General features: G+C 58.1%; 26 protein-coding genes and 1 tRNA gene. 15 read left to right on the top strand and 12 right to left on the bottom strand.

All coding sequences use genetic code 11. The annotated features are described in order from the left end of the window. Positions 1 to 3: 3 nt before the first annotated feature. The 4 genes from FE702_RS11920 to regB form a co-directional block, all read right to left on the bottom strand. Positions 4 to 1,014, bottom strand: coding sequence for an aminoglycoside phosphotransferase family protein (locus FE702_RS11920; protein WP_147126532.1), 1,011 nt, complete (start codon positions 1,012 to 1,014; stop codon positions 4 to 6). Beyond that, complete coding sequence (tsaE, locus tag FE702_RS11915) at positions 1,011 to 1,466, bottom strand: tRNA (adenosine(37)-N6)-threonylcarbamoyltransferase complex ATPase subunit type 1 TsaE (protein WP_147126531.1); 456 nt, start codon at positions 1,464 to 1,466, stop codon at positions 1,011 to 1,013. The genes FE702_RS11920 and tsaE overlap by 4 nt, the downstream gene beginning before the upstream one ends. A gap of 51 nt (positions 1,467 to 1,517) precedes the next feature. Further along, positions 1,518 to 3,059 carry a PAS-domain containing protein gene (locus tag FE702_RS11910; protein ID WP_186827069.1) on the bottom strand — a complete coding sequence of 514 codons (1,542 nt, stop codon included), beginning with the start codon at positions 3,057 to 3,059 and terminating at the stop codon, positions 1,518 to 1,520. 134 nt (positions 3,060 to 3,193) lie between these two features. Then, entirely contained in the window at positions 3,194 to 4,552 is a 1,359-nt protein-coding gene (regB, locus tag FE702_RS11905) for a sensor histidine kinase RegB (RefSeq protein ID WP_147126529.1), read from the bottom strand. Positions 4,553 to 4,646: 94 nt separating this feature from the next. On the opposite strand from regB, the gene FE702_RS11900 reads away from it, so the two are divergent. Both FE702_RS11900 and FE702_RS11895 read left to right on the top strand, forming a co-directional pair. Beyond that, a complete protein-coding gene (locus tag FE702_RS11900) occupies positions 4,647 to 5,264 on the top strand; it encodes an SCO family protein (protein ID WP_147126528.1) in 618 nt (205 codons plus the stop codon). 80 nt (positions 5,265 to 5,344) lie between these two features. Next, positions 5,345 to 5,899 (top strand): ActR/PrrA/RegA family redox response regulator transcription factor, encoded by a 555-nt coding sequence (locus tag FE702_RS11895; RefSeq protein WP_147126527.1) that lies wholly within the window; start codon positions 5,345 to 5,347, stop codon positions 5,897 to 5,899. A 40-nt stretch (positions 5,900 to 5,939) separates the two neighbouring features. On the opposite strand, the gene FE702_RS11890 is transcribed toward FE702_RS11895, so the two are convergent. Then, entirely contained in the window at positions 5,940 to 6,422 is a 483-nt protein-coding gene (locus FE702_RS11890) for a GNAT family N-acetyltransferase (RefSeq protein WP_147126526.1), read from the bottom strand. Further along, positions 6,419 to 7,012, bottom strand: a complete 594-nt coding sequence (locus FE702_RS11885) for an HD domain-containing protein (protein WP_147126525.1) — start codon at positions 7,010 to 7,012, stop codon at positions 6,419 to 6,421. Before FE702_RS11885 ends, FE702_RS11890 begins: the two co-directional genes overlap by 4 nt. A 205-nt stretch (positions 7,013 to 7,217) precedes the next feature. Here FE702_RS11885 and FE702_RS11880 point away from each other — a divergent pair, with 205 nt between their 5' ends. The 5 genes from FE702_RS11880 (at position 7,218) to FE702_RS11860 (ending at position 10,763) form a co-directional block, all read left to right on the top strand. Then, entirely contained in the window at positions 7,218 to 7,538 is a 321-nt protein-coding gene (locus FE702_RS11880; protein WP_147126524.1) for a hypothetical protein, read from the top strand. Between the two features lie 94 nt (positions 7,539 to 7,632). Then, positions 7,633 to 9,021 (top strand): adenosylhomocysteinase, encoded by a 1,389-nt coding sequence (gene ahcY, locus FE702_RS11875; protein WP_147126523.1) that lies wholly within the window; start codon positions 7,633 to 7,635, stop codon positions 9,019 to 9,021. A 127-nt stretch (positions 9,022 to 9,148) separates the two neighbouring features. Beyond that, positions 9,149 to 9,619, top strand: a complete 471-nt coding sequence (locus FE702_RS11870) for a DUF922 domain-containing protein (protein ID WP_147126522.1) — start codon at positions 9,149 to 9,151, stop codon at positions 9,617 to 9,619. Continuing rightward, positions 9,619 to 10,329 (top strand): extensin-like domain-containing protein, encoded by a 711-nt coding sequence (locus tag FE702_RS11865; protein ID WP_186827068.1) that lies wholly within the window; start codon positions 9,619 to 9,621, stop codon positions 10,327 to 10,329. Before FE702_RS11870 ends, FE702_RS11865 begins: the two co-directional genes overlap by 1 nt. Before the next feature lie 92 nt (positions 10,330 to 10,421). Further along, positions 10,422 to 10,763 carry a DUF2853 family protein gene (locus FE702_RS11860; RefSeq protein ID WP_147126520.1) on the top strand — a complete coding sequence of 114 codons (342 nt, stop codon included), beginning with the start codon at positions 10,422 to 10,424 and terminating at the stop codon, positions 10,761 to 10,763. A gap of 227 nt (positions 10,764 to 10,990) precedes the next feature. Here FE702_RS11860 and FE702_RS11855 read toward each other — a convergent pair whose 3' ends face one another. From FE702_RS11855 to tsaD, 5 genes are read right to left on the bottom strand one after another with little or no spacing between them, the layout of a single operon-like run. Then, positions 10,991 to 11,383 carry a DUF1761 domain-containing protein gene (locus tag FE702_RS11855; RefSeq protein ID WP_147126519.1) on the bottom strand — a complete coding sequence of 131 codons (393 nt, stop codon included), beginning with the start codon at positions 11,381 to 11,383 and terminating at the stop codon, positions 10,991 to 10,993. Positions 11,384 to 11,440: 57 nt separating this feature from the next. After that, positions 11,441 to 11,854 carry an EVE domain-containing protein gene (locus FE702_RS11850; protein ID WP_147126518.1) on the bottom strand — a complete coding sequence of 138 codons (414 nt, stop codon included), beginning with the start codon at positions 11,852 to 11,854 and terminating at the stop codon, positions 11,441 to 11,443. Then, positions 11,854 to 12,126 carry a YciI family protein gene (locus FE702_RS11845; protein WP_147126517.1) on the bottom strand — a complete coding sequence of 91 codons (273 nt, stop codon included), beginning with the start codon at positions 12,124 to 12,126 and terminating at the stop codon, positions 11,854 to 11,856. Before FE702_RS11845 ends, FE702_RS11850 begins: the two co-directional genes overlap by 1 nt. Then, positions 12,126 to 13,061 (bottom strand): NAD(P)H-dependent glycerol-3-phosphate dehydrogenase, encoded by a 936-nt coding sequence (locus FE702_RS11840; protein ID WP_147126516.1) that lies wholly within the window; start codon positions 13,059 to 13,061, stop codon positions 12,126 to 12,128. Before FE702_RS11840 ends, FE702_RS11845 begins: the two co-directional genes overlap by 1 nt. Further along, positions 13,058 to 14,143, bottom strand: a complete 1,086-nt coding sequence (tsaD, locus tag FE702_RS11835) for a tRNA (adenosine(37)-N6)-threonylcarbamoyltransferase complex transferase subunit TsaD (protein ID WP_147126515.1) — start codon at positions 14,141 to 14,143, stop codon at positions 13,058 to 13,060. Before tsaD ends, FE702_RS11840 begins: the two co-directional genes overlap by 4 nt. 69 nt (positions 14,144 to 14,212) lie before the next feature. On the opposite strand from tsaD, the gene FE702_RS11830 reads away from it, so the two are divergent. The 8 genes from FE702_RS11830 (at position 14,213) to FE702_RS11795 (ending at position 21,720) form a co-directional block, all read left to right on the top strand. Beyond that, positions 14,213 to 14,926, top strand: a complete 714-nt coding sequence (locus FE702_RS11830) for a uroporphyrinogen-III synthase (RefSeq protein WP_147126514.1) — start codon at positions 14,213 to 14,215, stop codon at positions 14,924 to 14,926. 66 nt (positions 14,927 to 14,992) lie between these two features. Next, positions 14,993 to 16,306: a COG4223 family protein gene (locus FE702_RS11825; protein WP_147126513.1), complete on the top strand. Its 1,314-nt coding sequence runs from the start codon at positions 14,993 to 14,995 to the stop codon at positions 16,304 to 16,306. An 11-nt stretch (positions 16,307 to 16,317) separates the two neighbouring features. Next, the gene (locus tag FE702_RS11820) at positions 16,318 to 17,826 is read left to right on the top strand and encodes a heme biosynthesis protein HemY (protein ID WP_147126512.1); all 1,509 of its coding nucleotides are present in this window, start codon (positions 16,318 to 16,320) and stop codon (positions 17,824 to 17,826) included. Positions 17,827 to 17,897: 71 nt separating this feature from the next. After that, a tRNA-Thr gene (locus FE702_RS11815) sits at positions 17,898 to 17,973 on the top strand. Between the two features lie 133 nt (positions 17,974 to 18,106). Beyond that, positions 18,107 to 19,063, top strand: coding sequence for a phosphoenolpyruvate carboxykinase (ATP) (locus FE702_RS11810; protein WP_147126511.1), 957 nt, complete (start codon positions 18,107 to 18,109; stop codon positions 19,061 to 19,063). A gap of 33 nt (positions 19,064 to 19,096) precedes the next feature. Further along, positions 19,097 to 19,375: a PqqD family peptide modification chaperone gene (locus FE702_RS11805; protein WP_147126510.1), complete on the top strand. Its 279-nt coding sequence runs from the start codon at positions 19,097 to 19,099 to the stop codon at positions 19,373 to 19,375. Beyond that, a complete protein-coding gene (locus tag FE702_RS11800) occupies positions 19,362 to 19,844 on the top strand; it encodes a lasso peptide biosynthesis B2 protein (protein ID WP_147126509.1) in 483 nt (160 codons plus the stop codon). Before FE702_RS11805 ends, FE702_RS11800 begins: the two co-directional genes overlap by 14 nt. Positions 19,845 to 19,854: 10 nt before the next feature. Then, positions 19,855 to 21,720, top strand: coding sequence for an asparagine synthase-related protein (locus tag FE702_RS11795; protein WP_147126508.1), 1,866 nt, complete (start codon positions 19,855 to 19,857; stop codon positions 21,718 to 21,720). A 308-nt stretch (positions 21,721 to 22,028) separates the two neighbouring features. Here FE702_RS11795 and FE702_RS11790 read toward each other — a convergent pair whose 3' ends face one another. Then, positions 22,029 to 22,559, bottom strand: a complete 531-nt coding sequence (locus tag FE702_RS11790; RefSeq protein ID WP_147126507.1) for a phage tail protein — start codon at positions 22,557 to 22,559, stop codon at positions 22,029 to 22,031. Positions 22,560 to 22,607: the final 48 nt, after the last annotated feature.

Below are 22,607 nucleotides of genomic sequence, written 5' to 3'. Positions count from 1 at the left end.
CCATCATAGTGTCGGGACGCTCCCAGCGCGGGCTTTGAGATCTGTCAGGTGCGCCTTTGACGGCGGTGGCAGGTTGCCCATCACCCACGAGCGCACGTCCGACAGGGTCGGATGGGCGAGATCATCCAACAGGTGATCCCAGACACGCGGCATCAGATCGACGTAGTGCGATTTACCGAAATGCAGGGACAGCCGCGCGAAGACACCAAGGATGCGCAGATTTCGTTGCACGCCCTGAACTGCGAGCGCTTCTTGAAATTCTGGCAAATCCCATCCGGTGCGTTGGGCAAAATGCTGTGTCGCGGCCTCTCTGACATCGGGGGACACGTCCCGCCGCGCATCCCGCAGCAATGAAGACACGTCATAGGCCGGATGCCCGGCGCGCGCGTCTTGGAAATCAAGCAATCCAACATTGGCAGGCGCGGACCTGTTCGGCAGCCAAAGAAGGTTTTCGGCATGATAGTCTCGCAGGACGACAACAGGTTTTGCTGACGGACACGCGGTCAGGGCTATATGCATGCATGCAGCCAAATCATCGACCGATGTGTGTCCCGCGTACCAGGTTGCGGCCAAGCCCGCGAGTGGGGCCATGGTGTCGGCATCATAGGGCAATAGTGTTTTGGGAACCGGCGTGTCGCCCAGCGCCACCAACACCTCGATCGCCGCGATGTAGAGCCGTTCTTCGTCGTCAGGCTGATGCTCAAGATGTCGCGCAAAAAGCGCGTCGCCGAGGTCTTCGAGGATCAGGAAACCGGCGTCAGTGTCACGCTCTAGGATCAAAGGTGCAGCCAACCCGGCATGTGTGAGGTATTCGGCAATCTCGATGAAGGGTCGGGTGTCTTCGCCCTTGGACGGCGGTGCATCCATCAGGACTGCCGACGTACCATCATCGCGATGCAGGCGCAGATATCTCCGGTTTGAGGCATCGCCCGCCAGGTTTCTGACGGTGGCCTTTCGCCAATCGGACTGCTCCAGAAAGGCGCGCACCTGCGCGTCGCGGTCTGCCTTAGTCATGCAGCCATGTCCCCAAGCCAAGGTGCCGTGCCATGTATCGTGACGATCCGGCCATCACTCGGCGTTGGCTGAAAGGTTAGCGTCACGGCGGTGTCAGGGGCTGCATCGCCCAGCCTATCGGGCCATTCAATAAGGCACACCGCTGTTTCAAAGGCCTCGTCCAGCCCGATTTCGACCAGTTCATCAGCGGATGTCAGGCGGTACAAATCGCAATGCCAGATATCGAAATCCGGCGCTTCATAGGTTTGCACCAACGTAAAAGTGGGTGATGGAACATCTTCGTTCGGACCGAGAATTGCGCGTATAAACGCGCGCGCAAAGCTGGTCTTGCCCGCACCAATCGGTCCTTCCAGAAGGATTGTTGTACCCGGTGACACCAAACCGCTGATGCGCCGCGCCAAAGCATCGGTTGCATCCGGATCCGGCAGGTCAAAACTGGTCTGGTTCGTCATGGCCCAACCTTATCGGGGTGCCATGACGGTGCCTAGCCTTCGGATGGGGAATTAGCTGGCTTCAGCAAGGTCGTGGCGCAATTTATCGCTTGTGCCACGGCGTCTCCGGGCAAGCTGTTCGGCGACTGAAACAAGCGGTGCGGATGCCTTGAACCCAACCAACACAGAGCCACCTGACAGCCGTGTGACCCGACACAACAGCGTGCGCCCATCCATCATCTCAGCGGTGCCAGTCCAGTCGCCAGAATGCCCACGCCTTTGACCTGCCGCTATGAGCGCGTCCAACTCTGGACCGGGCGCCGCCTTGTCGCGCCAGATCGCGGCGGCATGTGGCAGGTTGTGATCCATGACAGAGCTTTCGGGGTCACAGTCCCAGAGCGTCCGATAGGCCTGATTTGTGAAGGTCAGTGACCCCAACTCTGAGAACACGGCAACCGCCTCGTCCATGGTATCCACAACCTCGCGTCCGATTGCGATCTGGGAATGAAACCGGCGGGTCAGCGCCAGTTCGGCCGAGATATCTTCGAACAGGAACGCGATGGCGCCGTCCGGATGCGGCCGACCGGTTACCCGCAACGTCAAGCCGCCCGGCAAAGGCCATGTCTCACAATACGTCCCGCTTTGTGCCTGTGCCTCAAGCTGCGACATCTGCTTGCGCCACGCTTGATAGTCCTTGGGTTCGGCCATCAGCTTTTCTTCGCGAAGACGATCCATGAACCTTTGCAGCGTGGGGCGCTGGCTTAGGAAATCGATCGGCAACTGCATGATGTCGAGCAAAGCCGGATTGAACAGGGCCAATTGGCGTTTCTTGTCAAAGATCGCCAAGCCGATGGACAGGTGCGCGAAGGTTTTCGTCAGCGTCTGTACAAAGTCCTTTTGCGTAGCCTCAGCGCGCATGACCGCCTCTGCGGGAGTCGCGAAAAAGAGTGTCGCGTCACCGTGTTCTGCAGCCGCGATATCGAACCAGACCGGCTCACCCACTTCGGGCTTGAAAGCAAGGCGCTTGCGTTCTGGCGGCGTGGGCAGGTCCTCGGGTTCAAAAATCGGAAGCGGTGGCCATGTGATCGAGTCAGTGACGCCAAGGCGCTGACCCTGTTGAAGATAGGCTTCATTCGCCCAATCAATGCCGCCATGCGCTGCCGTTTGCCAGATGAGGTAAGGAGCCTCGTTCGCGACACCGCGCAATGTGGACAATTCCGCACCCTGATGCGCCAAGCTGATATCATCAACGCCGTATTCAGCGGAAGGATCGTGGTCAGTCAGGGTGACGCGCATGTATCCACCCCAGACATCAAATATCAGGTGCGACGGATCCTCGGCGTGCCGGGCAGCGAATTCGGCGTGAAAGCCTTCTTGCTCTAACGCGGAATGATCCGGCAGGCCTGGATACCGCGTGCCGAAGCTGCGCGAAAATCGCTCAAAATCAGACTTGCCCGGTGGCAGTTCCTCAAAGATGCGGCGCGCCGGGGGGGTACAGTCGATCAGATCTATGCCGTCGAACAGAAACACCGTTTTCATCTGGCTTTCGACAAGCATGGACCGGCGGCCCTGATCAGGATCACGCGAGAGCCGCGCCCAAATGATTAACGCCAAAATGCTGGCCAGGACCGAAAGGAAGACGGCCGTGCTGATAATTTCCAAATTGTATGAATTCATCGATTCTTTACCCTTCGCCAAACGCGAGGGTGCAGCCGGAACGGTTAATGCGCCGTTAAAGCCAGCTTTGATCAGATCTCGATAGGTTGGTTGGGACCAAGCGCTTTGGTCTCTTGTGATGCATCGCGCTGAATCAGCGTCGCATCCCATGTCACCCGTACATGGGCACCCGGCAGTTCATCACGCCCTGCCCCGTTGGCAAAGGTCAGAGCAGCCCCTGTCCGTTCAAGAAGCGTCTTGGCAATGAACAGGCCCAGACCCATGCCTTCATATCCCGGGCGTTGTTTGGATTCGCGTTTGCGACGCCCCATAAACGGGTCGCCCAGCCGCCCGATGACCCCGGCAGAATAGCCGCGACCATCATCGGAGATATGGAGCTCGATGCGCTCAGCAGACCAACCGACACGGATGCGCACCTCTGTGCGCGAAAAATCGACAGCGTTCTGAACAAGGTTGCGCACGCCGTGAATGATCTCGGGTTGGCGCCGGATTTCGGGCTGAGTGACCTCGGTCCCTTCCAACGGAGCAACATCGATCCGAATGACTTTGCCGCGCGCCATATGGGGCTCGGCGGCTTCACGAACCACGGTTTCCAATGGGGCATGCCGAAGATGTACGTCGTCTTTCCCCGCGCGACCCATGGATCGGAGAATGTCGCGACATCGGTCCGCTTGTTCTGCGATCAACTCTGCATCGTCGTGCAGGTCACCGTCTTTGGGCAGTTCCTCCATCAATTCGCGCGATACCAGCTTGATCGTCGCCAAGGGCGTGCCAAGCTCATGGGCCGCTGCGGCCACGACACCGCCCAGATCGGTCAGTTTCTGTTCGCGCGCCAACGCCATCTGGGTCGCTTGTAGGGCCTCTGACATGGAATGGATTTCGTCCGTCACCCGCCGCGTATAGACCGCGATAAAGAACCCGCCGATCAGGATGGCGAGCCAATAGCCGAACATAAAGAGTTCGGGCAGCCGCAGGACAAAGCCGTTCATGGTCCGCATTGGCAGGTTGAACATGGCCGTCAGCGTGATCAGAACCACCGCAATCGCACCTAGGATCGCGGTCATCCCGATGGGAAGAACGGTTGCGGAAATTGTCACCGGTGCAAGGACGAGCAACGCGAACGGATTGCTCAAGCCCCCCGTCAATGAGAGCAGAAAGCAGAGTTGAAGGACATCGAAAATCAGCATCAATAGCGTCTCGGTTTCCGTCAGACGCTTGTTTTCGGGATAGGCCCAGACCGCGACAAGGTTTCCAAGAACCGACACCCCGACAGCAAGATAACAAAGGCCGAGCTCAAGTTGTAGGTCATAGAGACGTTGCGCGATGGTAATCGCCATCAGCTGCCCGGCAATCGCGACCCAGCGCAAAAGAACAAGCGTCCGCAAGCGGATCGCGCTCGTGCGGGGGCGGAACCCTTCAGTATCGCTCAATTCGACCTCACATCTTTGTGGCTGTGACACCCGGTCGTCGCGACAGGGCCAACAGATGTCATATCTATCACGCAACTTTTGCAGGAGAAATCAAATGGCGCGGTTAATGGCGTGGGGCGGGATGGCCTTTGTGGTTCTGGTTGTGGGCGGGGCGTTCCTGTTTACGCAGATCCGACAGCCGGCAGACCGCTTGGCTGAATGCCTTGCCGGATCGGTAGCGGGCGGTGACATAGGCGGCCCCTTCACGCTTGTGGACGAAACGGGACGCACTGTGACGGATCAGGATGTGATTAATGGGCCAACACTGGTCTATTTCGGCTTTACGTTCTGCCCGGATGTCTGCCCGCTGGACAATGAACGCAACGCGATCGCTATGGATATCCTCGACGAACAGGGTGCACCGGTCGATGCCCTGTTCATCAGCATCGACCCCGAGCGTGACACCCCCGAACTTCTCGCTGAATTCACCGATGTGTTTCACGAGCGCATGGTCGGTCTGACGGGCACGCAAGAGCAGGTGGATGAAGCCATCCAAGCTTATCGGGTTTATGCGCGTAAAGTCGAAGGGGATGACCCTGACTATTATCTGATGGATCATTCGACGTTCACATATCTCGTCACACCCGAAGAAGGATTTGTGACGTTCTTCCGTCGGGATTTGTCGCCTGACCAGATGGCCGAACAGGTCGCATGTGTTGCTGAAAGCGTCTAAAAATTGACCTAGGCCCCTTCCCCCTCTAAGTGTTGACAAAGCCCGAAAAAACCGGGTCCCGACATACGGGAAGGGGAGCCATGACCGAGTCCGCACAGCCCCAATTGGGGCCTGATCCATCATTGTTGCTGGTTGATGACGATGAGCCATTTCTGAAACGACTTGCAAAGGCGATGGAGAAGCGCGGCTTTTCCGTCGAGCAGGCAGGTTCTGTCGCCGCGGGTCGCGCGATCGCGACGGCGCGGCCTCCGGCCTATGCTGTAGTCGATCTGCGGTTGGAAGACGGCAACGGATTGGACGTGGTCGAGGTTTTGCGCGAGAAGCGTCCTGACTGCCGCGTTGTGGTGCTCACAGGGTATGGCGCGATTGCGACTGCCGTGGCTGCGGTCAAAATTGGCGCGACCGATTATCTTTCGAAACCGGCTGACGCGGCCGACATTACCAATGCCTTGCTCGCGTCGGGTGATGAGTTGCCACCGCCGCCAGAGAACCCGATGAGCGCGGATCGCGTGCGCTGGGAACATATTCAGCGGGTCTATGAACTATGTGATCGCAACGTCTCGGAAACGGCACGTCGCCTGAACATGCACCGCCGGACATTGCAGCGGATATTGGCCAAACGCAGCCCACGTTAGGCTGTGGGCGGGGTCATCACCTGAGCCCGCCTCCAAGCTATCAAAGATCGTATCGCTTGATAATGCGGTCCACCTTGGTGCCGTCGCTGCGCGTGTGGTCGTCAGCGATTGTTTTCCAATCCTCGAACCCCATCCGGCCATAGAACGCGAGCCCGCCAATATTGTCGGACGTGATCTTGGCCAGAATAGCCTCTCCGCCACGGGCGCGACAGTCGGCGAGCGTCTTTTCAAACAGTGCGCGGCCTGCACCTTTCACCGGGTTTTGACGGTCGGTGAATGATCCGATGGAATAGAAGCCGTCCCCAACATCGAACGCGGCCTGAAAGCCAACAAGGATGCCGTCCCGTGTCACGACATTGGTCACCGGCGGCTCAATCAAATAATGGTCGTGAAAGTCCTGATTGGAATAAGGCTCTTCATAGGCGGTCGTTCCGCCCAGCGCGATGATGTGGTTCACGATCGCTACACAGGCCGGCACGTCATCTGCGGTCATGTCTCGGACTTCAAGGGTTTGCCGGGTCATAGAGCCTCCAAAAGCATGGTGTGACGGGCGGTGAAATCCTCACGGACTTCTTTGGGCGGCCGGAGGGTGATCTGCATGCCGTCGATCATTGCGGGATCGGGGCGTCCGAAAAAGCGGGCGGCTTCGTCTTCGGCAAACCCCGCAATCTGCGTGGCTTCCAGAAAGGCGCTGATTTTGTCGGCCTTCTTGATCTGTTTCTTTACCGTTGCCGGTACCTGCGCGGGCAGCCCGAACCGCAGGTGAATGGCGGCCATAAGACGATCATCCAGCGCCCCATAGCCGGGACCCACTGCCGCTTTGACCGGCGAGATCATGTCGCCAATGACGTATTCGGGCGCGTCATGCAGCAACGCAGCCAACCGCCATTTGACCGGCGCTTTGGGAACCACCCTGCAAAACAGGCTTTCGACCAAAAGCGAATGCTCTGCGACCGAATAAGGATAGTCGCCATGCGTTTGCCCGTTCCACCGTGCCACAAAAGCAAGGCCGTGGGCGATATCCTCGATTTCGATGTCCACAGGCGTCGGGTCGAGCAGGTCCAACCTGCGACCGGAGAGCATCCGTTGCCATGCGCGGGGCGGCTTTGCCATGGGGTGACCTCGTGACTCTGATTGGCGCTGTTTTGAGCGAAGCATCCCTGCGGTGCAAGGATGTCGCGGCGCGCATTCGAAGGCATGGAGTGACGTCGCGAAAAATTCTTGGGGACCTTTTTGGCTTTCGTGCGTTAGTCAGCCGGGAGGGTTCCCAGCGCATCAATCGGAGAGACATCCGGCGCTTCTGTTCAAGGAGCTGACAATGACACTTTTGACCAAAGCGAAGACCCACGCATTCACACTTGCCGCATCGGTACTTGTGGCATCTGCATTTGCCCAACCCGCCGACGCCATGGCTTGCCTTGAGCGAAGCCAGATGGTGAATGTCCTCAAAGATCAGCATGATGAAGTTCAATCTGCGGTCGGGCTGCAGGAAAACACAAACCTAATTGAAGTTTATGCCTCGCCGAACACCGGCACATGGACCATTTTGATGACCCAACCCACGGGCGTCGCCTGCATTGTGGCGGTCGGGACAAACTGGCTGGAATCCGATCCGGTGCCTGCTGGCGTGCCGGGCTGAAGCGCCCAGCAGCCGCTTCTTGTTTAATGGATTGGGTGCTGCTACGTCCCCTGCAAAGCCCTGAAATGGGCAGGCATTGGATGAGGAGCAGCCCATGGCCAAAGACTATATCGTCAAGGACATCGCGCTAGCGGACTTTGGCCGCAAAGAGCTTGATATCGCCGAGACTGAAATGCCGGGCCTGATGGCCTGCCGCGAGGAATACGGTCAAAGCAAACCACTGACAGGCGCGCGCATTGTCGGTTCGCTTCACATGACGATCCAAACGGCTGTTTTGATCGAAACGCTGGTCGAACTGGGCGCGGATGTGCGCTGGGCATCGTGCAACATTTTCTCGACCCAAGACCACGCCGCCGCGGCCATTGCTGCAGGCGGCACGCCGGTTTTTGCGATCAAAGGTCAGAGCCTCGAAGAGCATTGGGATTACCTGGATAAGTCATTCCAGTTCGAAGACGGTCCCAACATGATCCTCGATGATGGCGGCGACGCGACGCTTTATGTCCTGCTCGGCGCGCGCGCCGAAGCCGGCGAAGACATTATTCCTGTTCCCACGTCGGAAGAGGAAGAGGTCATCAAGGCGCAGATCAAAAAGCGCATGGAGCAATCGCCGGGTTGGTTCACCAAAATCCGTGATCAGATCAAAGGCGTGTCCGAAGAGACGACCACAGGTGTCCATCGCTTGTACGATCTGGTGAAAAAGGGCGAACTGCCGTTCCCAGCGATCAACGTGAACGACTCGGTCACGAAATCGAAGTTCGACAATAAATACGGCTGTAAAGAAAGCCTCGTTGACGGCATCCGCCGCGCAACCGACACCATGATGGCTGGTAAGGTTGCCGTCGTGATGGGCTACGGCGACGTTGGCAAAGGGTCGGCTGCCTCCCTGCGCGGCGCAGGTGCCCGCGTGAAGGTGACCGAGGTCGACCCGATCTGTGCGTTGCAAGCCGCCATGGACGGGTTTGAGGTCACCCTGCTGGAAGACGAAGTCGCAACGGCGGACATCTTTATCACCACCACCGGCAACAAGGACGTGATCCGCATCGAGCACATGCGCGAGATGAAGGACATGGCGATTGTCGGCAACATCGGTCACTTCGATAATGAAATTCAGGTTGCGAGCCTGAAGAACCACAAGTGGACGAACATCAAAGAACAGGTCGACATGATCGAGATGCCGTCCGGCAATCGTATCATCCTGCTATCCGAAGGTCGTCTGCTGAACCTTGGTAACGCGACGGGTCACCCATCGTTCGTGATGTCGGCATCCTTCACCAACCAGGTTCTGGCACAGATCGAATTGTGGACCAACAACGACGCCTACAAAAACGACGTCTACATCCTGCCCAAAGCGCTGGATGAAAAAGTCGCCGCGCTTCACCTGAAAAAGATCGGCGCGAAGCTGACGACGCTGGATAAGACACAAGCAGATTACATCGGCGTCACGGTCGAAGGGCCATACAAACCCGAGCATTATCGCTACTGATCCTCGGGTTTATTCCTAAAAAGGCCCGTCGCAGTTTCCTGCGGCGGGCCTTTTTACGTTCCGCGATCATGTGATTTCACAAACATGGTTTCGGGTGGCATGGTCCGCGCAAAGGTGGGGTCACGTCATGGTCAGGTATCTTGCGGCAGTTGTTCTTGTTTTTGCCTGCATGGGATCAGCGCAGGCGCAGGTCACGCTGCGTGAAACCGTCACCTATTATAAGGTGGATGCGCTCACTCTGCCGGAATTGCGCAAACAGATGGGCGAACGCGGTCCGCGCGGATACTGGGGCTATGCCCGGTGGAATGTCAGCAGCACGGCAGAGTGTGAGGTGACCGTCAGGGTGAGCTATACCTTGCCCAAGCATGAGAACCTGTCTGGGTTGTCGCCCACCGACCGGGCCAAATGGGAAGCCATGATCGAAGCTCTTGAAATGCACGAGCGTAATCATGGGACGCACGGCGTGAACGCTGCCACTGAAATCAAGGCGGCTGGATGCTCTGGCGGATGGCGGATCATCCGCAAATGGGCGAAACAAGACCGGGTTTACGACCGCCAGACACAACATGGCCGCACCGAAGGTGTTGTTCTCGACTGATGCGTATTTTCCGCAGGCTTATCAAATGGACCTTGCTGGTCCTTGTCATTCTGGCGATCTGGCCGCTGATGTATCATCCGCAGACGCCGCTGCCGGATGCATGGAACCCCACCGAACCGCTCACCATCGCAGACCCGTTGTCCCCTTTGACGGACTGGAAAGTCAGATCCGCGGTCGCGCAACCGGGGGCCTGCGCAGATACGCTTGAGGCTGAAGGTTCGATCTTGCGACGGCTCAAGGCGTTCACTGCAAGCGACCAATGCGGGATTTCTCAACGCGTGGAGTTGCGGCAGGTGGGTCAAAGCCGTGTGCGCCCCTTTGAAACAACCTGCGAGATCGGCTTGCGCATGGCGCTTTGGGAAAAGCATGTCTTGCAGCCCGAGGCGCTGAAGCTCTTTGATCAGGGCATTCGTGAAATTCGCCACTTCAGCAGCTACAACTGCCGCCGCATACGCACGAGCAGCGGCACGGGATCGCGGATGAGCACCCATGCCACCGCGCGGGCCGTGGATGTGTCGGGCTTTGTGCTGGACGACGGCACTTTGATCGATCTGCGCAAGCATTGGGACGGCAACGACGCCAAGGCGCAATTCTTGCGCGCTGCACAGCGCGGCGCTTGCGAAAATTTCGGTCTGGTGCTGGGGCCGGAGTACAATGCACTCCATGCCGATCATTTCCATATCCAATTGGACGGCATCGGTTGCAGATAAGAATGGGCTGCTTTTCCCCTTTGTCTGCGAGATTTCGTGTGTTTAACCTCATGTCGCGTAACCAATGAACAAAACACCAACAGGAGGTGGACATGGGGAAACGGGACGAGCTGATTGCTCAATATGCCGACGATCTGAAGAACAAATGCGGGATGACCCCCGATATGGACCTTTTGACCAAGGTTACCATCGGCTGCGGCCCTGCGATCTACAATGCCGACGCCTCGACCGTCGCCGGTTCTCAGCCAGCTGAGCTTGAGACCGTGAAGAACAACTTTCTTATCAAGAAACTGGGCCTGTCCGACGGACCAGAGCTGATGGATGCGATCAACGCTGTGATCGAAACCTACGGCAAATCCGAGCGCAACAAATACCGCGCTGTGGTCTACTACATGCTGACCAAGCACTTCGGCAAAGAGTCGGTTTACGGCTAAGCCTGATTGGTTTGATCTTTGGGGCGGATCAATGGTCCGCGCCTTTCAATGTCCGACGTATCTGTCCGATGCGTCGGACATTCTTGTTAAATCCTAAACACTTATCGTTTGGCGTCGTTGCGGCGCATGGCCTACACCCTTTCGGGTGAGAGGTCCCATGGGGCCGTGTGATGGGTGCAGCGCGCCAAGGTAGATCTGCCCAAGCCTTGGCGCGTTTGATTCCGAAATCAGAACAGGGTCAGCACGATCCCCGCCACCGCCGAACCAAAGACGGCATAGCCGCAGTCAATCAGGGTCAACGCACGGGGGCGTCCGGCAAAGCCATAGCAGGTGATGAGCCAAGGGCTTGCGATGAACAGACCCAGACCCGCGCCATAAAGCGCGCCGCGTCCGACGCCTTCAACACCCGCTCCGGCAAAGATGTGACGCATCATGCCCGCCATAAAGACCGACACAACAAGACCCATGACGTAGGGCATCGGATCAGACTGATTGGCGGGTTTGCCGTCGACCACCTCGACGCCTGACACTTCCATCCACTTGTTGCCCAGCACGCTGTACCAGACCGCTCCGAAGGCAAAGCTGGCAACGGCTGCTGCGATGATATTGACCAATTCCATGGGTCCCTCCCTTTATTATGTCTTATGACACAACGATCAGGGGGTTTCGGACGTAAATCAAGAGTCCGATAGGCCGAGGACCACGTCCCATTCTTGGTCTGTGACTGGCTGAACAGACAGGCGCGAGTTTTTCACGAGGACCATTTCTTCCAGCCGGGGGTCAGTCTTGATCTGATCAAGCGTGACCGGGGACTTAAGAGCGCGCACGGCCTTGATGTCCACGCACTCCCAACGGTCATCATCGGTGGTGCTGTCCGGGTGGCTTTCGGCGATGACTTCGACGATGCCGACGACGGCCTTTTCCTTTTGCGAATGGTAGAAGAAACCCTGATCGCCCACGGCCATCTGGCGCATGAAGTTGCGCGCCTGATAATTGCGCACGCCGTCCCACTCTTCGCCAGAGTCACCCTTGGCAACCTGCTGGTCCCATGACCAGGTGGATGGTTCGGATTTGAATAGCCAATAGGCCATCAGCCGATCACCCGTTTCCACTCGATGATCGTGACGCGGTCAAACAGGCCAGCGCGGGCATAGGGGTCGTTTGCGGCCCAGTCTTCGGCGGCGGCGATGTCCTTGGCGTCAAGGATGATGAGCGAGCCGCACATCTGACCTTCGCCATCCAGAAGCGGGCCTGCCTGCTGAACAATGCCAGTCTCTTCGATATAGGCGAGGTGCGCCGCGCGGTTGTCCATCCGCACCTCAAGCGCGCCGGGTTTGTCATGGGCCATCAGGGCAATCAGCATCATTCTTCCTTTGGTGGTCGCGACATCAGTGTCCTGATCGCGGTTGTCACGTCAATCGTTCCGTTGATCAAGGCTGCCACGGTTGTGGTCAGGGGCAGGTCGATCCCCGAAATCCGCGCGTGTTCGGCCAGATTGAGCGCCGTTTGACGGCCTTCGACGGTGGCCTTTTCAGGCTCTGTTCCGGCCCCAAGGGCCAGACCGTAGGCATAGTTACGGCTCTTTTCGCTCGTCGCTGTCAAAAGCAGATCACCGAGACCCGACAGCCCATGCAAGGTCCGCGATTGCGCGCCCCGCGACAGGGCGAAGCGTTCAAGTTCGGCAAAACCTCGGGTGATCAATGCCGCGCGCGCAGATTCCCCAAGCCCAGCGCCCATGGCGATACCAGCGGCGATGGCGATCACGTTCTTCATTGCGCCGCCCAATTCGGCGCCGACCACATCAGCGGTGGTATAGACCCGAAGTGTTGGCGTCGTGAGGGCGGCCTGTGCAGGTTCAAGAATATCGGTTGGGCCCGCCAGCGTTAGGGCCGTTGGCAAACCTGAAGCGATATCCACAGCAAAGCTCGGACCCGTCAGAACGCCGATATCCGCTTTGGGCAAGCGCTCAGCAAGGAACGAGGCAGGGCCCATGAAGCCCGATCCTGAAATGCCTTTGCAGCACAGGATCAACGGCGGACAATCCACTTCGTCCAGGCGTTCTGAAACTTCGGACAGCCCGGCCATGGGGGTTGCGATCAGGCAGAGGTCAGCCTGAGCGCAGTCGGACAGCTCCAGAGAGATGCGCACGCGATCGGGCAGGGGGTGGTTTGGCAAGCGTGGACTTGCCTTTGCGTCGGTATTCAACGCACGCCCCCAGAGCACCACATCGGTCACCGAAGCCAGCGTGATCGCAAGCGCGGATCCAAAGGCCCCGGCGCCGATTATGCCGATGGTCACGCCTTGGCTCCTTTTTTGCCCGATCCAAGCATGGACGGTTTTGACTGATCCAACGGCCAACGGGGACGCGCCGACAGGTCCATGCCGTCGCGCGCACCTGATCGCAAACGCAGGCCACCGGCATAGGCAATCATCGCGGCGTTGTCCGTACACAAGGCCAGCGGCGGCGCTGAAAACTCTGCGCCTGCCTGCGTTGCAACGTCCTGAAGCGCGGATCGGATGGCTTCGTTGGCCGCCACCCCGCCAGCCACAGCTATGGCCGGCGTTTGCGGCTCCAGTTCCATGTAGATGCTCAGCGCGCGACGCGTTTTCGCTGTCAGCACATCAACGACCGCGGCTTGAAACCCAGCGCAAAGATCATCGCGATCCTGACGGCGCAGGGTATTATCTGTCATCAGGCTGTCTCGTGTGCGCAGGATCGCAGTTTTCAGGCCGGAAAAGCTCATGTTGCAGTCGTCTCGGTCCAATAGCGGGCGGGGCAGCGTGAACCTCGTCGCGTCACCATCTTGTGCAGCCTTCTCGACCGAGGGGCCACCCGGTTGTGGCAACCCGAGAATGCGCGCCGTCTTGTCAAAGGCTTCTCCCGGCGCATCGTCAATCGTACCGCCCAGTCGCGTAAACTCCTCAGGCCCTTTGACGATCAGAAACTGACAGTGTCCGCCGGACACCAGAAGCATCAGGTAAGGGAATGCCAGACCATCGGTCAAAGCTGGTGTCAGAGCATGGCCAGCAAGGTGATTGACCCCGACAAAGGGCAGTCCCGTCGTGGCGGCCAGACCTTTGGCACACATGACCCCCGATAGAACCCCACCGATCAAACCCGGTCCTGCGGTGACAGCAATGCCATCGACATCTGCCAAAGTCATCCCAGCCTTCTCCAATGCCAACTCGACGGCACCATCCATTTTTTCGGCATGTGCGCGCGCCGCAATTTCAGGCACGACGCCGCCAAATGCCCTGTGCAGATCGTTCTGACCCCACACGACATTCGACAGAACCGTGGGACCATCCATATCCACGACTGAGGCGGCCGTATCGTCACAGCTGCTTTCAAGGCCAAGGATGTAGCGGGGCAAGGTCATGCAGCGATCACTTCAGAGATCATCGGGGTTTGCGGATCAACAGGCATCGGCCTACCATCGCGGACCAGCATGACACAAGCCGCCCCCATTTGCCTGATCACTCGCCCAGAACCGGAAGCCCACCGGTTCGCGGAAGATGTTCGGGCACAGACAGGCCTTACCACTCTTGTCAGCCCATTGATGCGATATGCATATCCGGAAGTGTCAATCAAAATTGACAAATACGCGGGGGTGATTCTCACGTCCGGTGCATCGCTGCCGGTACTGAAGGCTCTGTCTCGGAACCGCAGGCATCCTGTTTATGCTGTCGGTGCAAAAACCGGGCAGATGGCGTCTGACGCCGGGTTTGATGTCGTGATCGGTCCCGGCGACGCGGCTGGTTTGATGGACGTTTTGCTGAAAACACGTCCCGCTGGTCCTCTCTTACACCTGCGCGGTGAGCATACGCGCGGCGACGTGGCGCAACAGTTGACAGACGGCGGCATAGAAACCGAAGAAGTCGTTGTTTACCAGCAGCTTGAATGTGATCTGACGCCTGAGGCCAGGCAGGTTTTGTCAGGGGAGACGCCTGTGATCCTTCCCCTGTTTTCGCCCAGAACCGCTGATATCCTTGCGCAGTCTGCACCGTTTTCCGCACCGCTCTACATTGTTGCCATGAGCGACGCGGTGGCGCGGCAATGCCGGGATCTCGCACATGCGGCAATCCGGGTTGCAGACACGCCGGATGCGCAGGCTATGCTGCGCTGTGTACAAGAGGTGGCTCGGCACCACAGCGCGGGTTGAGGCTGCCGTCGTGCAAAGTTAAGCTGACACTGGTTTCAACCAATGTCTTGGAAGTGGGGATTGTTAGTGGCTTCGAAACGCGGATCAAAATCCAAGAACGAGACAGCCGAACCGGCAGAGACGCCGAAGGTGGACGAGGCCGTTGAAACCTCGCAGGACGACACAACGGCGACTGATGCCAAAAAGGTCGCTGCCGTCGAAGACGCTGAAATCATCGAAGAGACCACTGGCGAGACCACTGGCGCTACCCCAGACGGTGACGAAACTGTTTCCGATGCCGACAAGGACACTGCAGTCGCGTCCGACGACAGCGAAGAAGCCACTGGTGATGCAGATGACAGTGCCGAGCCGGTAGAGGTCGAGCGGATCGAGCCCGAACCGTCAGCCCCGCCGCCTGTTGCCACCGAACCTGTCGTTGTCAAACGCTCTGGCCTTTCCGTTCTGTTGGGCGGCGCTGCCGCCGCCGTGTTGGGCTTTATCGTTGCGCAAGCGGTTCCCAACGGTTGGCCAGTCACGCCTGATCCGGCAGTGACAGATGCTCTGAGCGCTGCCGATGAGGCGTTGTCGGCCGAGACCGATAACCTGACAGCAAGGGTCGCCGATCTGGAGTCTTCGGACATGTCGGACGCGCTTGCCCCGCTACAGGATCAGATCGCCGCATTGGATGACAAAGTATCCTCTGAGTTCGCTGCGCTGACCGATCGTGTGAGTGCGCTCGAAGAGCGTCCCATTGTTGATCTTTCCACGCTTGATAACTCCGCCGCTGTCGAGGCAGAGCTTGAGAAACTGCGGGCCGAGATTGCAGAAGCGTCTGCGGCAGCTCAGTCCCAGATTGATGCCGCACGCAACGAAGCAAACCTGCTTGAGCAGAATGCACTGGAGGCCGCCCAAGCGGCAGCACGGCGCGCGGCGCTGTCGCGCGTGTTGGCGGCTCTTGATAGTGGCGCACCCTATGCAGACACCTTGGACGAGTTCAGCGACCTCGCCGGGGTTGAGGTTCCTGAGGGTTTGACCGCTGGCGCAGCCGATGGCGTCCCGACGCTGGCCGCGCTTCAGGCGGATTTCCCGCCCTTGGCGCGCGAGGCTCTGACGGCCATGCGCCGTGCGGATGATGGTGGTGAAAATACATTGTCGAACTTCTTCCAGACCCAATTTGGTGTCAGATCGCTTGAGCCCCAAGAGGGTGATAGCCCCAACGCCATTCTTTCACGGATCGAGGCCGCGACGACCGAGGGTCGGTTAGGCGATGCTTTGACCCAGGCGGAAGCCCTGCCAGAGGTTGGCGCTACAATCCTTGCACCTTGGATCGAAGCGGCGCAGCTGCGCGTTGACGCATTTGCAGCGGCTGACGCCCTGACCCAATCTGTTACGACAAACTGAAGGACGTACCCATGCTGTTTTCCTTGTTGAAAGTCCTGCTCTTTGTCGGCGTGGTCGGCGCGTTGGCCATTCTGGCGGTTCTGCTGCTTGAAATGCCGGGCGGCATCCAGGTTCAATTTCAGGGCGTCGAGATTTCGCTTTCGGTGCTGCAAGCCATCATCGCCGCGCTGGTCTTTATCGTTGTGGTGCTGATCGCGCTGAAGCTCATTGGGTTCTTGATCGCGACCCTGCGCTTCATCAACGGTGATGAAACCGCCATTTCGCGATATTTCACCCGTAACCGTGAGCGCCGCGGCTTTGACGCGCTGAGCGAAGGCATGATGGCGCTGGCCAGCGGTGAGGGGCGTCTCGCGATGTCCAAGGCGGCCAAGGCGGAACGCTATCTCAACAAGCCTGAACTGACGAATTTGCTGACCGCGCAGGCGGCTGAAATGACCGGCGACCGCCAGAAGGCGGAGGAAGTCTACAAACGCCTGTTGAAAGACGACCGCACGCGGTTTGTTGGTGTGCGCGGGCTGTTGAAACAAAAGCTGGAAGACGGTGACACGGATACGGCCTTGAAGCTGGCTGAAAAGGCATTCGCCCTGAAACCCAAGCATGTCGAAACGCAAGATGCGCTTCTCAAGCTGCAAGCCGGTGAACAGGACTGGTCCGGCGCACGCAAGACGTTGGGAGCCAAGCTGAAACACGGTGCGCTGCCGCGCGATGTCCACAAGCGCCGCGATGCCGTCATGGCGATTTCGCAAGCCCGCGATTTGCGCCGTGTAGGCAAAATCGACGAAGCGCAGAAGCTTGCCATCGAAGCCGATCGCCTGTCGCCAGAGCTGATCCCGGCGGCGGTCATGGCCGCCAAGGCCCATATTGAGCAAGATAAGCCCCGCTATGCGACGCGGGTGCTGAAAGCTGCTTGGGATAAGCAACCGCATCCAGACCTCGCTGCCGCTTTCGCCGCGATTGCGCCGGACGAAAGCACAGATGCGCGGATCAAACGGTTCAAGACCTTCACCAAAAGCAAGACAAGCCACCCAGAAACCAAGATGGTCATGGCCGAGCTTTATGTCAGCGCAGAGGATTTTCCCGCCGCGCGCAAGGCGCTGGGCGATCTGCCAACCACCGATCCGTCCATGCGCGCTCTGACCATCATGGCTGCAATCGAACGTGGCGAAGGTGCAGACGATCAGATCGTACGTGGCTGGTTGACCAAGGCCCTGAACGCGCCGCGCGATCCGCAGTGGATCTGCGATAACTGTGGTCACGTCCACAATGCATGGGACCCCGTCTGCGACAGCTGCGGTGCGGTGGATTCGCTGTCATGGAAACGTCCGGCCGGCGGTGATGTCGAAACGGCATCAAGCGTGCAGATGTTGCCTCTGATCGTCGGTCAGATCGAAGCCTCCAACGACAGCACGGTCGAAGACGCCGAAGTCGTGGAAAGCACGACAGACGCCGAAGATGAGCCAAAGGTCGTCTCAGGCGAGACAATCGACGTGTCGGTACCAGAAGGCGCGACGCGACATTGATTTTGGGGCTTTAGCCCCGCTGCAACCTTTGCTAAATGCCTCGAACCCTAGCCTTGGTTCAAGGCGTTTGGGCCGCTGTAGCTCAGCTGGTAGAGCACGTCATTCGTAATGATGGGGTCGGGGGTTCGAGTCCCTTCAGCGGCACCATAAATCCCGGAACTCGTTCCAGGTTTTTCGATTTTCTATATCCGCGCATTCCGGGTCTCGCGCCCGGCCGCATTGCGGCCGTTTTGAGTGTTGTATAGAGCCAATGACGTTGGGTTGCCCAGGGAAGACATTTATGCGCTCTGAGACAGAATTTGTGGGGCGAGTCTTCGACCTGCGTGTCGAGAGCGACATTGTCTTGCCGCGTCTGGCGGCTGCCACAGGTTCGGAGTCTGGCGTCATATCCGTGCGGCGGGGACAAGTTCCTGTTGAAGACACGGTGAACCATCAACATCCCAAGGCCTATTTCCGTGGCGAGGCCTCATCACTTTGGATGGCGATCCCGGATGTCGCGCGTATCCATGTGCATGGCGGACAAGCGATCGTGTATGATCCGGCGCCCGGTGCTGATCTGGATACTGTCATGCTCTTCCTCATGGGCTCTGGTCTGGGTGCGCTGATGATCCAGCGGCAGATGCTGGTTCTGCACGCCAACGGGATCGAGATCGGCGGTAAAGCGGTCTTGTGTATGGGTCGGTCGGGCATCGGCAAATCGACGCTGGCGGGGGCTTTTGCCCGGGCGGGATACAGGCTCTTTGCGGATGATGTCTGCCCGATCAATGACCAGGGCCTGCTGCAACCCGGCGCCGCCACCATCAAGCTTTGGGATACCGCCGCTGCGCATTTTCAGATTGATACCGCGTCCCTTCGGCAAATTCAGCCCAGCCAACAGAAGTTCGATTATCCGGTGGAACAGCATCTGGCTGATGCGCCGTTGCCGGTTGGGTTGATGGTCGAACTGGCCGTGCACGACTCAGACGGCTTTCATGTTGAGCGGATTACCGGAAGCCGAACATATTCAATTCTGCGGGCCAATTCGTATCGGTTCGAATACGTAGCGGCGATGGGGCAGTTGGCGCGCCATTTCGACGCCTGCGCGCGCGTCGCGAACCGCGTCCCGATCATTCGCGTGACGCGCCCGGCCTCTGGTATGGACCTGAGTGGGCTGATGGGCGTGATCGTTGAGGCGGCACACGACATACTCTCCGAGCAGGATGAGGCTGATCTTGTGACTGCGAAAACAAAGCCCTAACCTTGGGTGGCACCGAAACGGCGGACTCAGACGATGACCCAGACCCTTTACCAGCGCAGACCTGATCTAGTGGCTGCTGACATGGATGGCGAACGGGTCATGCTGGATGTTCAAAGCGGTCGGTATTTTTCGCTCCGCGGGGTGGGCGCGTTCATCTGGGACGCGATTGAGTCACCCAAGAGCCAGCAGGCCATCATCGACGAAATCAGCGAGACGTTTGATACGTCGAATGCAGGCAACGTGCGTGGCGATGTGGCGCAATTTTTGAACCAGCTGGAAGAAAACGGCATGGTGCAGTGTGTCCCAGCCTAGGGGCGCGCGACTGCGGCGTCGGATCGCGCGGTTTCTGAGCGATTATGCCTGGTGGCAAAAGGCCCTTGTGCCGGTGGTGTTCATCGCTCTTGGTTTCGCGCGGCTTGCGATCCTGACGCTGCCCTTTGCCCGCTACAGTCAGTGGTTGGGCCCGCAGGGCAGTCAGATCGGGGCGGTGTCGCCCGATCCGGTGGATCAAGACAAGGTGGCACGCGTGGGTCGACTTGTTTCGGCGGTGGCGCGCATCACACCTTGGACGTCGAACTGCCTGCCGCAAGCCCTGGTGGCAGCTTGGTTGTTGCGGCGGATGCATGTGCCGCATGCCGTCCATCTGGGTGTAAGGCGGGCGGACAAAGAGTCTGATCCCGGGCTTGAGGCCCATGCTTGGGTTTTGTCCGGCAGTGTCCCGGTGACTGGCGTGGCCGAAGCGGTTGGTATGACGCCGGTAGCGTCATTCGTTTCAACCTGACGGGTGGGATATGTTTGCAGCGATCTTCATGCGTCAGCCGGGTCGAGACCCCAGGGATCTGGTTGCCCCCGAGGCTCTTGAGGATGCGCTGAGCCTTGGTGGCTTTGGCGATGTGCGCGGGCATTGGTGCAATGACCGTGTCCTGATGGCTCAATCGCTTTTGTGGAATACGCCCGAGTCCAAGCATGAAGCGGTTCCAGAGGTGTGCTCCGAGACCGGCCGCGTGATCGTCAGTTGGGTGAGGCTCGATAACAGGGAAGAGTTGTGCAGCGCGCTTGGACTCGAAGAGCGTCAAACGCTCACCGACCCACAGATCATTCTGGCTGCTTATCGGAAGTGGGGCGAGGAATGTTCGGACCGGCTGGAGGGCGATTTCAGCTTTGTCATTTATGATCCGAACGAAGACCGATTATTCGCCTGCCGGGATACCATCGGCGCGCGGCCCCTGTTTTTTGGTCAATCAGAGGATGCTTTTTTCATTGCGACGACTGCAGGCATCCTAAAGGACCAATTATTCGCCTCAGTAACGAGAAGCCATGAATGGTGCGTCCGGTTTTTGATGCAAATGACTTGGGACCCATGGGGCACAGCCTTTGAGGAAATCAAGAAGTTGCCCCCGGCTCACAGCCTGAGCGTTCCTGCACGAGGTGATTGGACTGCCAAGCGCTTTTTCGAATTTTCTCCCGCTTCTGCCTCGGCGGATCGGCGGGATTCAAAGTGGGTCGACGCCTATCGCGACCTGTTCGACCGAGTTATGGCGGACAGGGCGAGATCTGCATTCTTAATCGCATCCGAAGCGAGTGGCGGGCTGGATTCATCGTCAATTACGGCGACGTTGCCGCTGGTCATGCGTCAGCCCCGCGAAGACCTTCATACTTTTGGCTTGTGCGATTTCGAAGATGAGGTTGCGCTGATACTCGCAACTCAGGGCAAGCACGGCATTCGTCATAGCCATATCATGGTGCAATCTGCGAAGTTCGTGGTAACGCCCGGCTACTCTGCCCATCTAAATGATTTGGGATATCCCCCCGAATATACCGGCCATCTGTTTCACGAGCCGCACCTAGAGTTGGCGCAGCAGTTTGGCATCAGGACGATGTTCTCAGGTTTTGGCGGCGACGAGCTGATTACCAACCAAGCCGTTGGCATGGTTAACGAGCTTTTGCAGCAGGGCAGATATCGGACCGCTCTTCGCGAACTTGGTGGCAGTATGCCACGACAGGTGGTCAGGCTTACCAAGAGGGTGAGGCGCCTAAATGCGGACTACGCAAACCCTTGGTACGATTGGTTCGATGCGATCAAGAGCATTAACTGTTTGAGCGATGCGTCGTTGAGCAGAAGTGACCTCGGAGATCGGCTTCTTAAGCAACTAGGTCCTTCCCGCGTTCGCGTCAGTGCCGTCAATAAGCAACTCTTGAATGAACCTGCACTTGTGTTTGCTGCCTCGCTGCGCACCGAGGCCTCAAGTGTATTGGCTCGCCGCTATGGGATGGAATATGTTTGGCCGCTGCTTGATCGGCGCCTGATGATTCAATTCTTGAAGACGCCTGTTGTTGAAAAACGCAGTGGCAATATGGGGCGTTACCTTCACCGGAGAGCCATGGCTGGGCGTGTACCCGAAGAGATATTGCGCCGTCCTACCAAACATCTGGGAGCATACCTTAATGGAGGTCCCAAAAAAGATGCCGACAACCTTGTTTGGTTTGATGAACTGCCAAGTTGGTTACAAGAGATAATCGACCACGACGCCTTTGAACATCAGGCACGGAAATACCGGGATAGTCCGGCGGCGCTCGGGGACGAAACAAATCGCCGCGCCTTCTATTTTTGGCAAATCAAGCAGATGCAACTTTGGGCAGACCGTCATCTTAGTTGATGAGCATCAGATGTTCATTTCATCGCTCGGAACGGTGTTTGACCGAAATGCCGAAACCAGATAGGTGTGAAACAACGGAGGGTGTTATGAAAAATTTGGACCACAAAATCAAAAGCGAAAAGCGTGTCTATGAGAGCCCAAGTATTGTTGAGCTTGACACAACGGATACGGCAAGCGGCCCGACGCTATCACCCCCAGAGCTTCCGACTTTTTTTGCCGATGACCCCGCAAACATCACCAGTTGATGTAACCGCTGAAGTTATCCAAGTCTGTGAGTGTCGCCCGAAAAAATTTCGGGCGACTTTTTTTTAGCTGCGCGATGGGTAAACGCCCTGCAGGCAGATAATGAAGTTCAGAGCCAACACTGGCGAGACGTTGCTGAACGCCGTGTTGCTGCCAGTCGATCCAACTTTGACGCTGTCCGGATGCATAGCGATTTCATCAGCAGGTGCCGCATCAGCATACATTGCCGTCGTGCCTAGACCCAAAAGACGGTTGGTAGGGTTTGCTTCGGTTGCAGCTGCGGTTTCAGCTGTCATCTGTGCTGTGTGCGTGTGTGCCGGCAGGTTTGCAACCTGCAATGTGGTATACTCGTTACCCGTACGCTCACCCAAAGTGTACTGTGACAGACCTGCACCGTGACCCTGACCAACGGCGCTACGGCCGCGCAGATCAGGCAAAGCGAAAGTCGACCGGCCATCACCGCCATAGACTGTTCCAAGAATCGAAAACAATGCTGAGTTGCTGCTGATCGCCAACAATTGGCCTTGGCACAGCGCCCAAGAACGCGGGGCAAAATTTCCCGCAAACAAACGAATTTCTCCGATGGTACCTTCCATGTCGGACTCCCTCTCAAAGTTTCGTAGGGTCGGGCAATTGTCCGACCC

This window comes from Shimia ponticola, from assembly GCF_007995215.1.
Lineage (GTDB): Bacteria > Pseudomonadota > Alphaproteobacteria > Rhodobacterales > Rhodobacteraceae > Shimia_B > Shimia_B ponticola.
The sequence above is the reverse complement of the archived record's forward strand: the minus strand, read 5'-3'. Positions and strand labels throughout refer to the sequence as shown.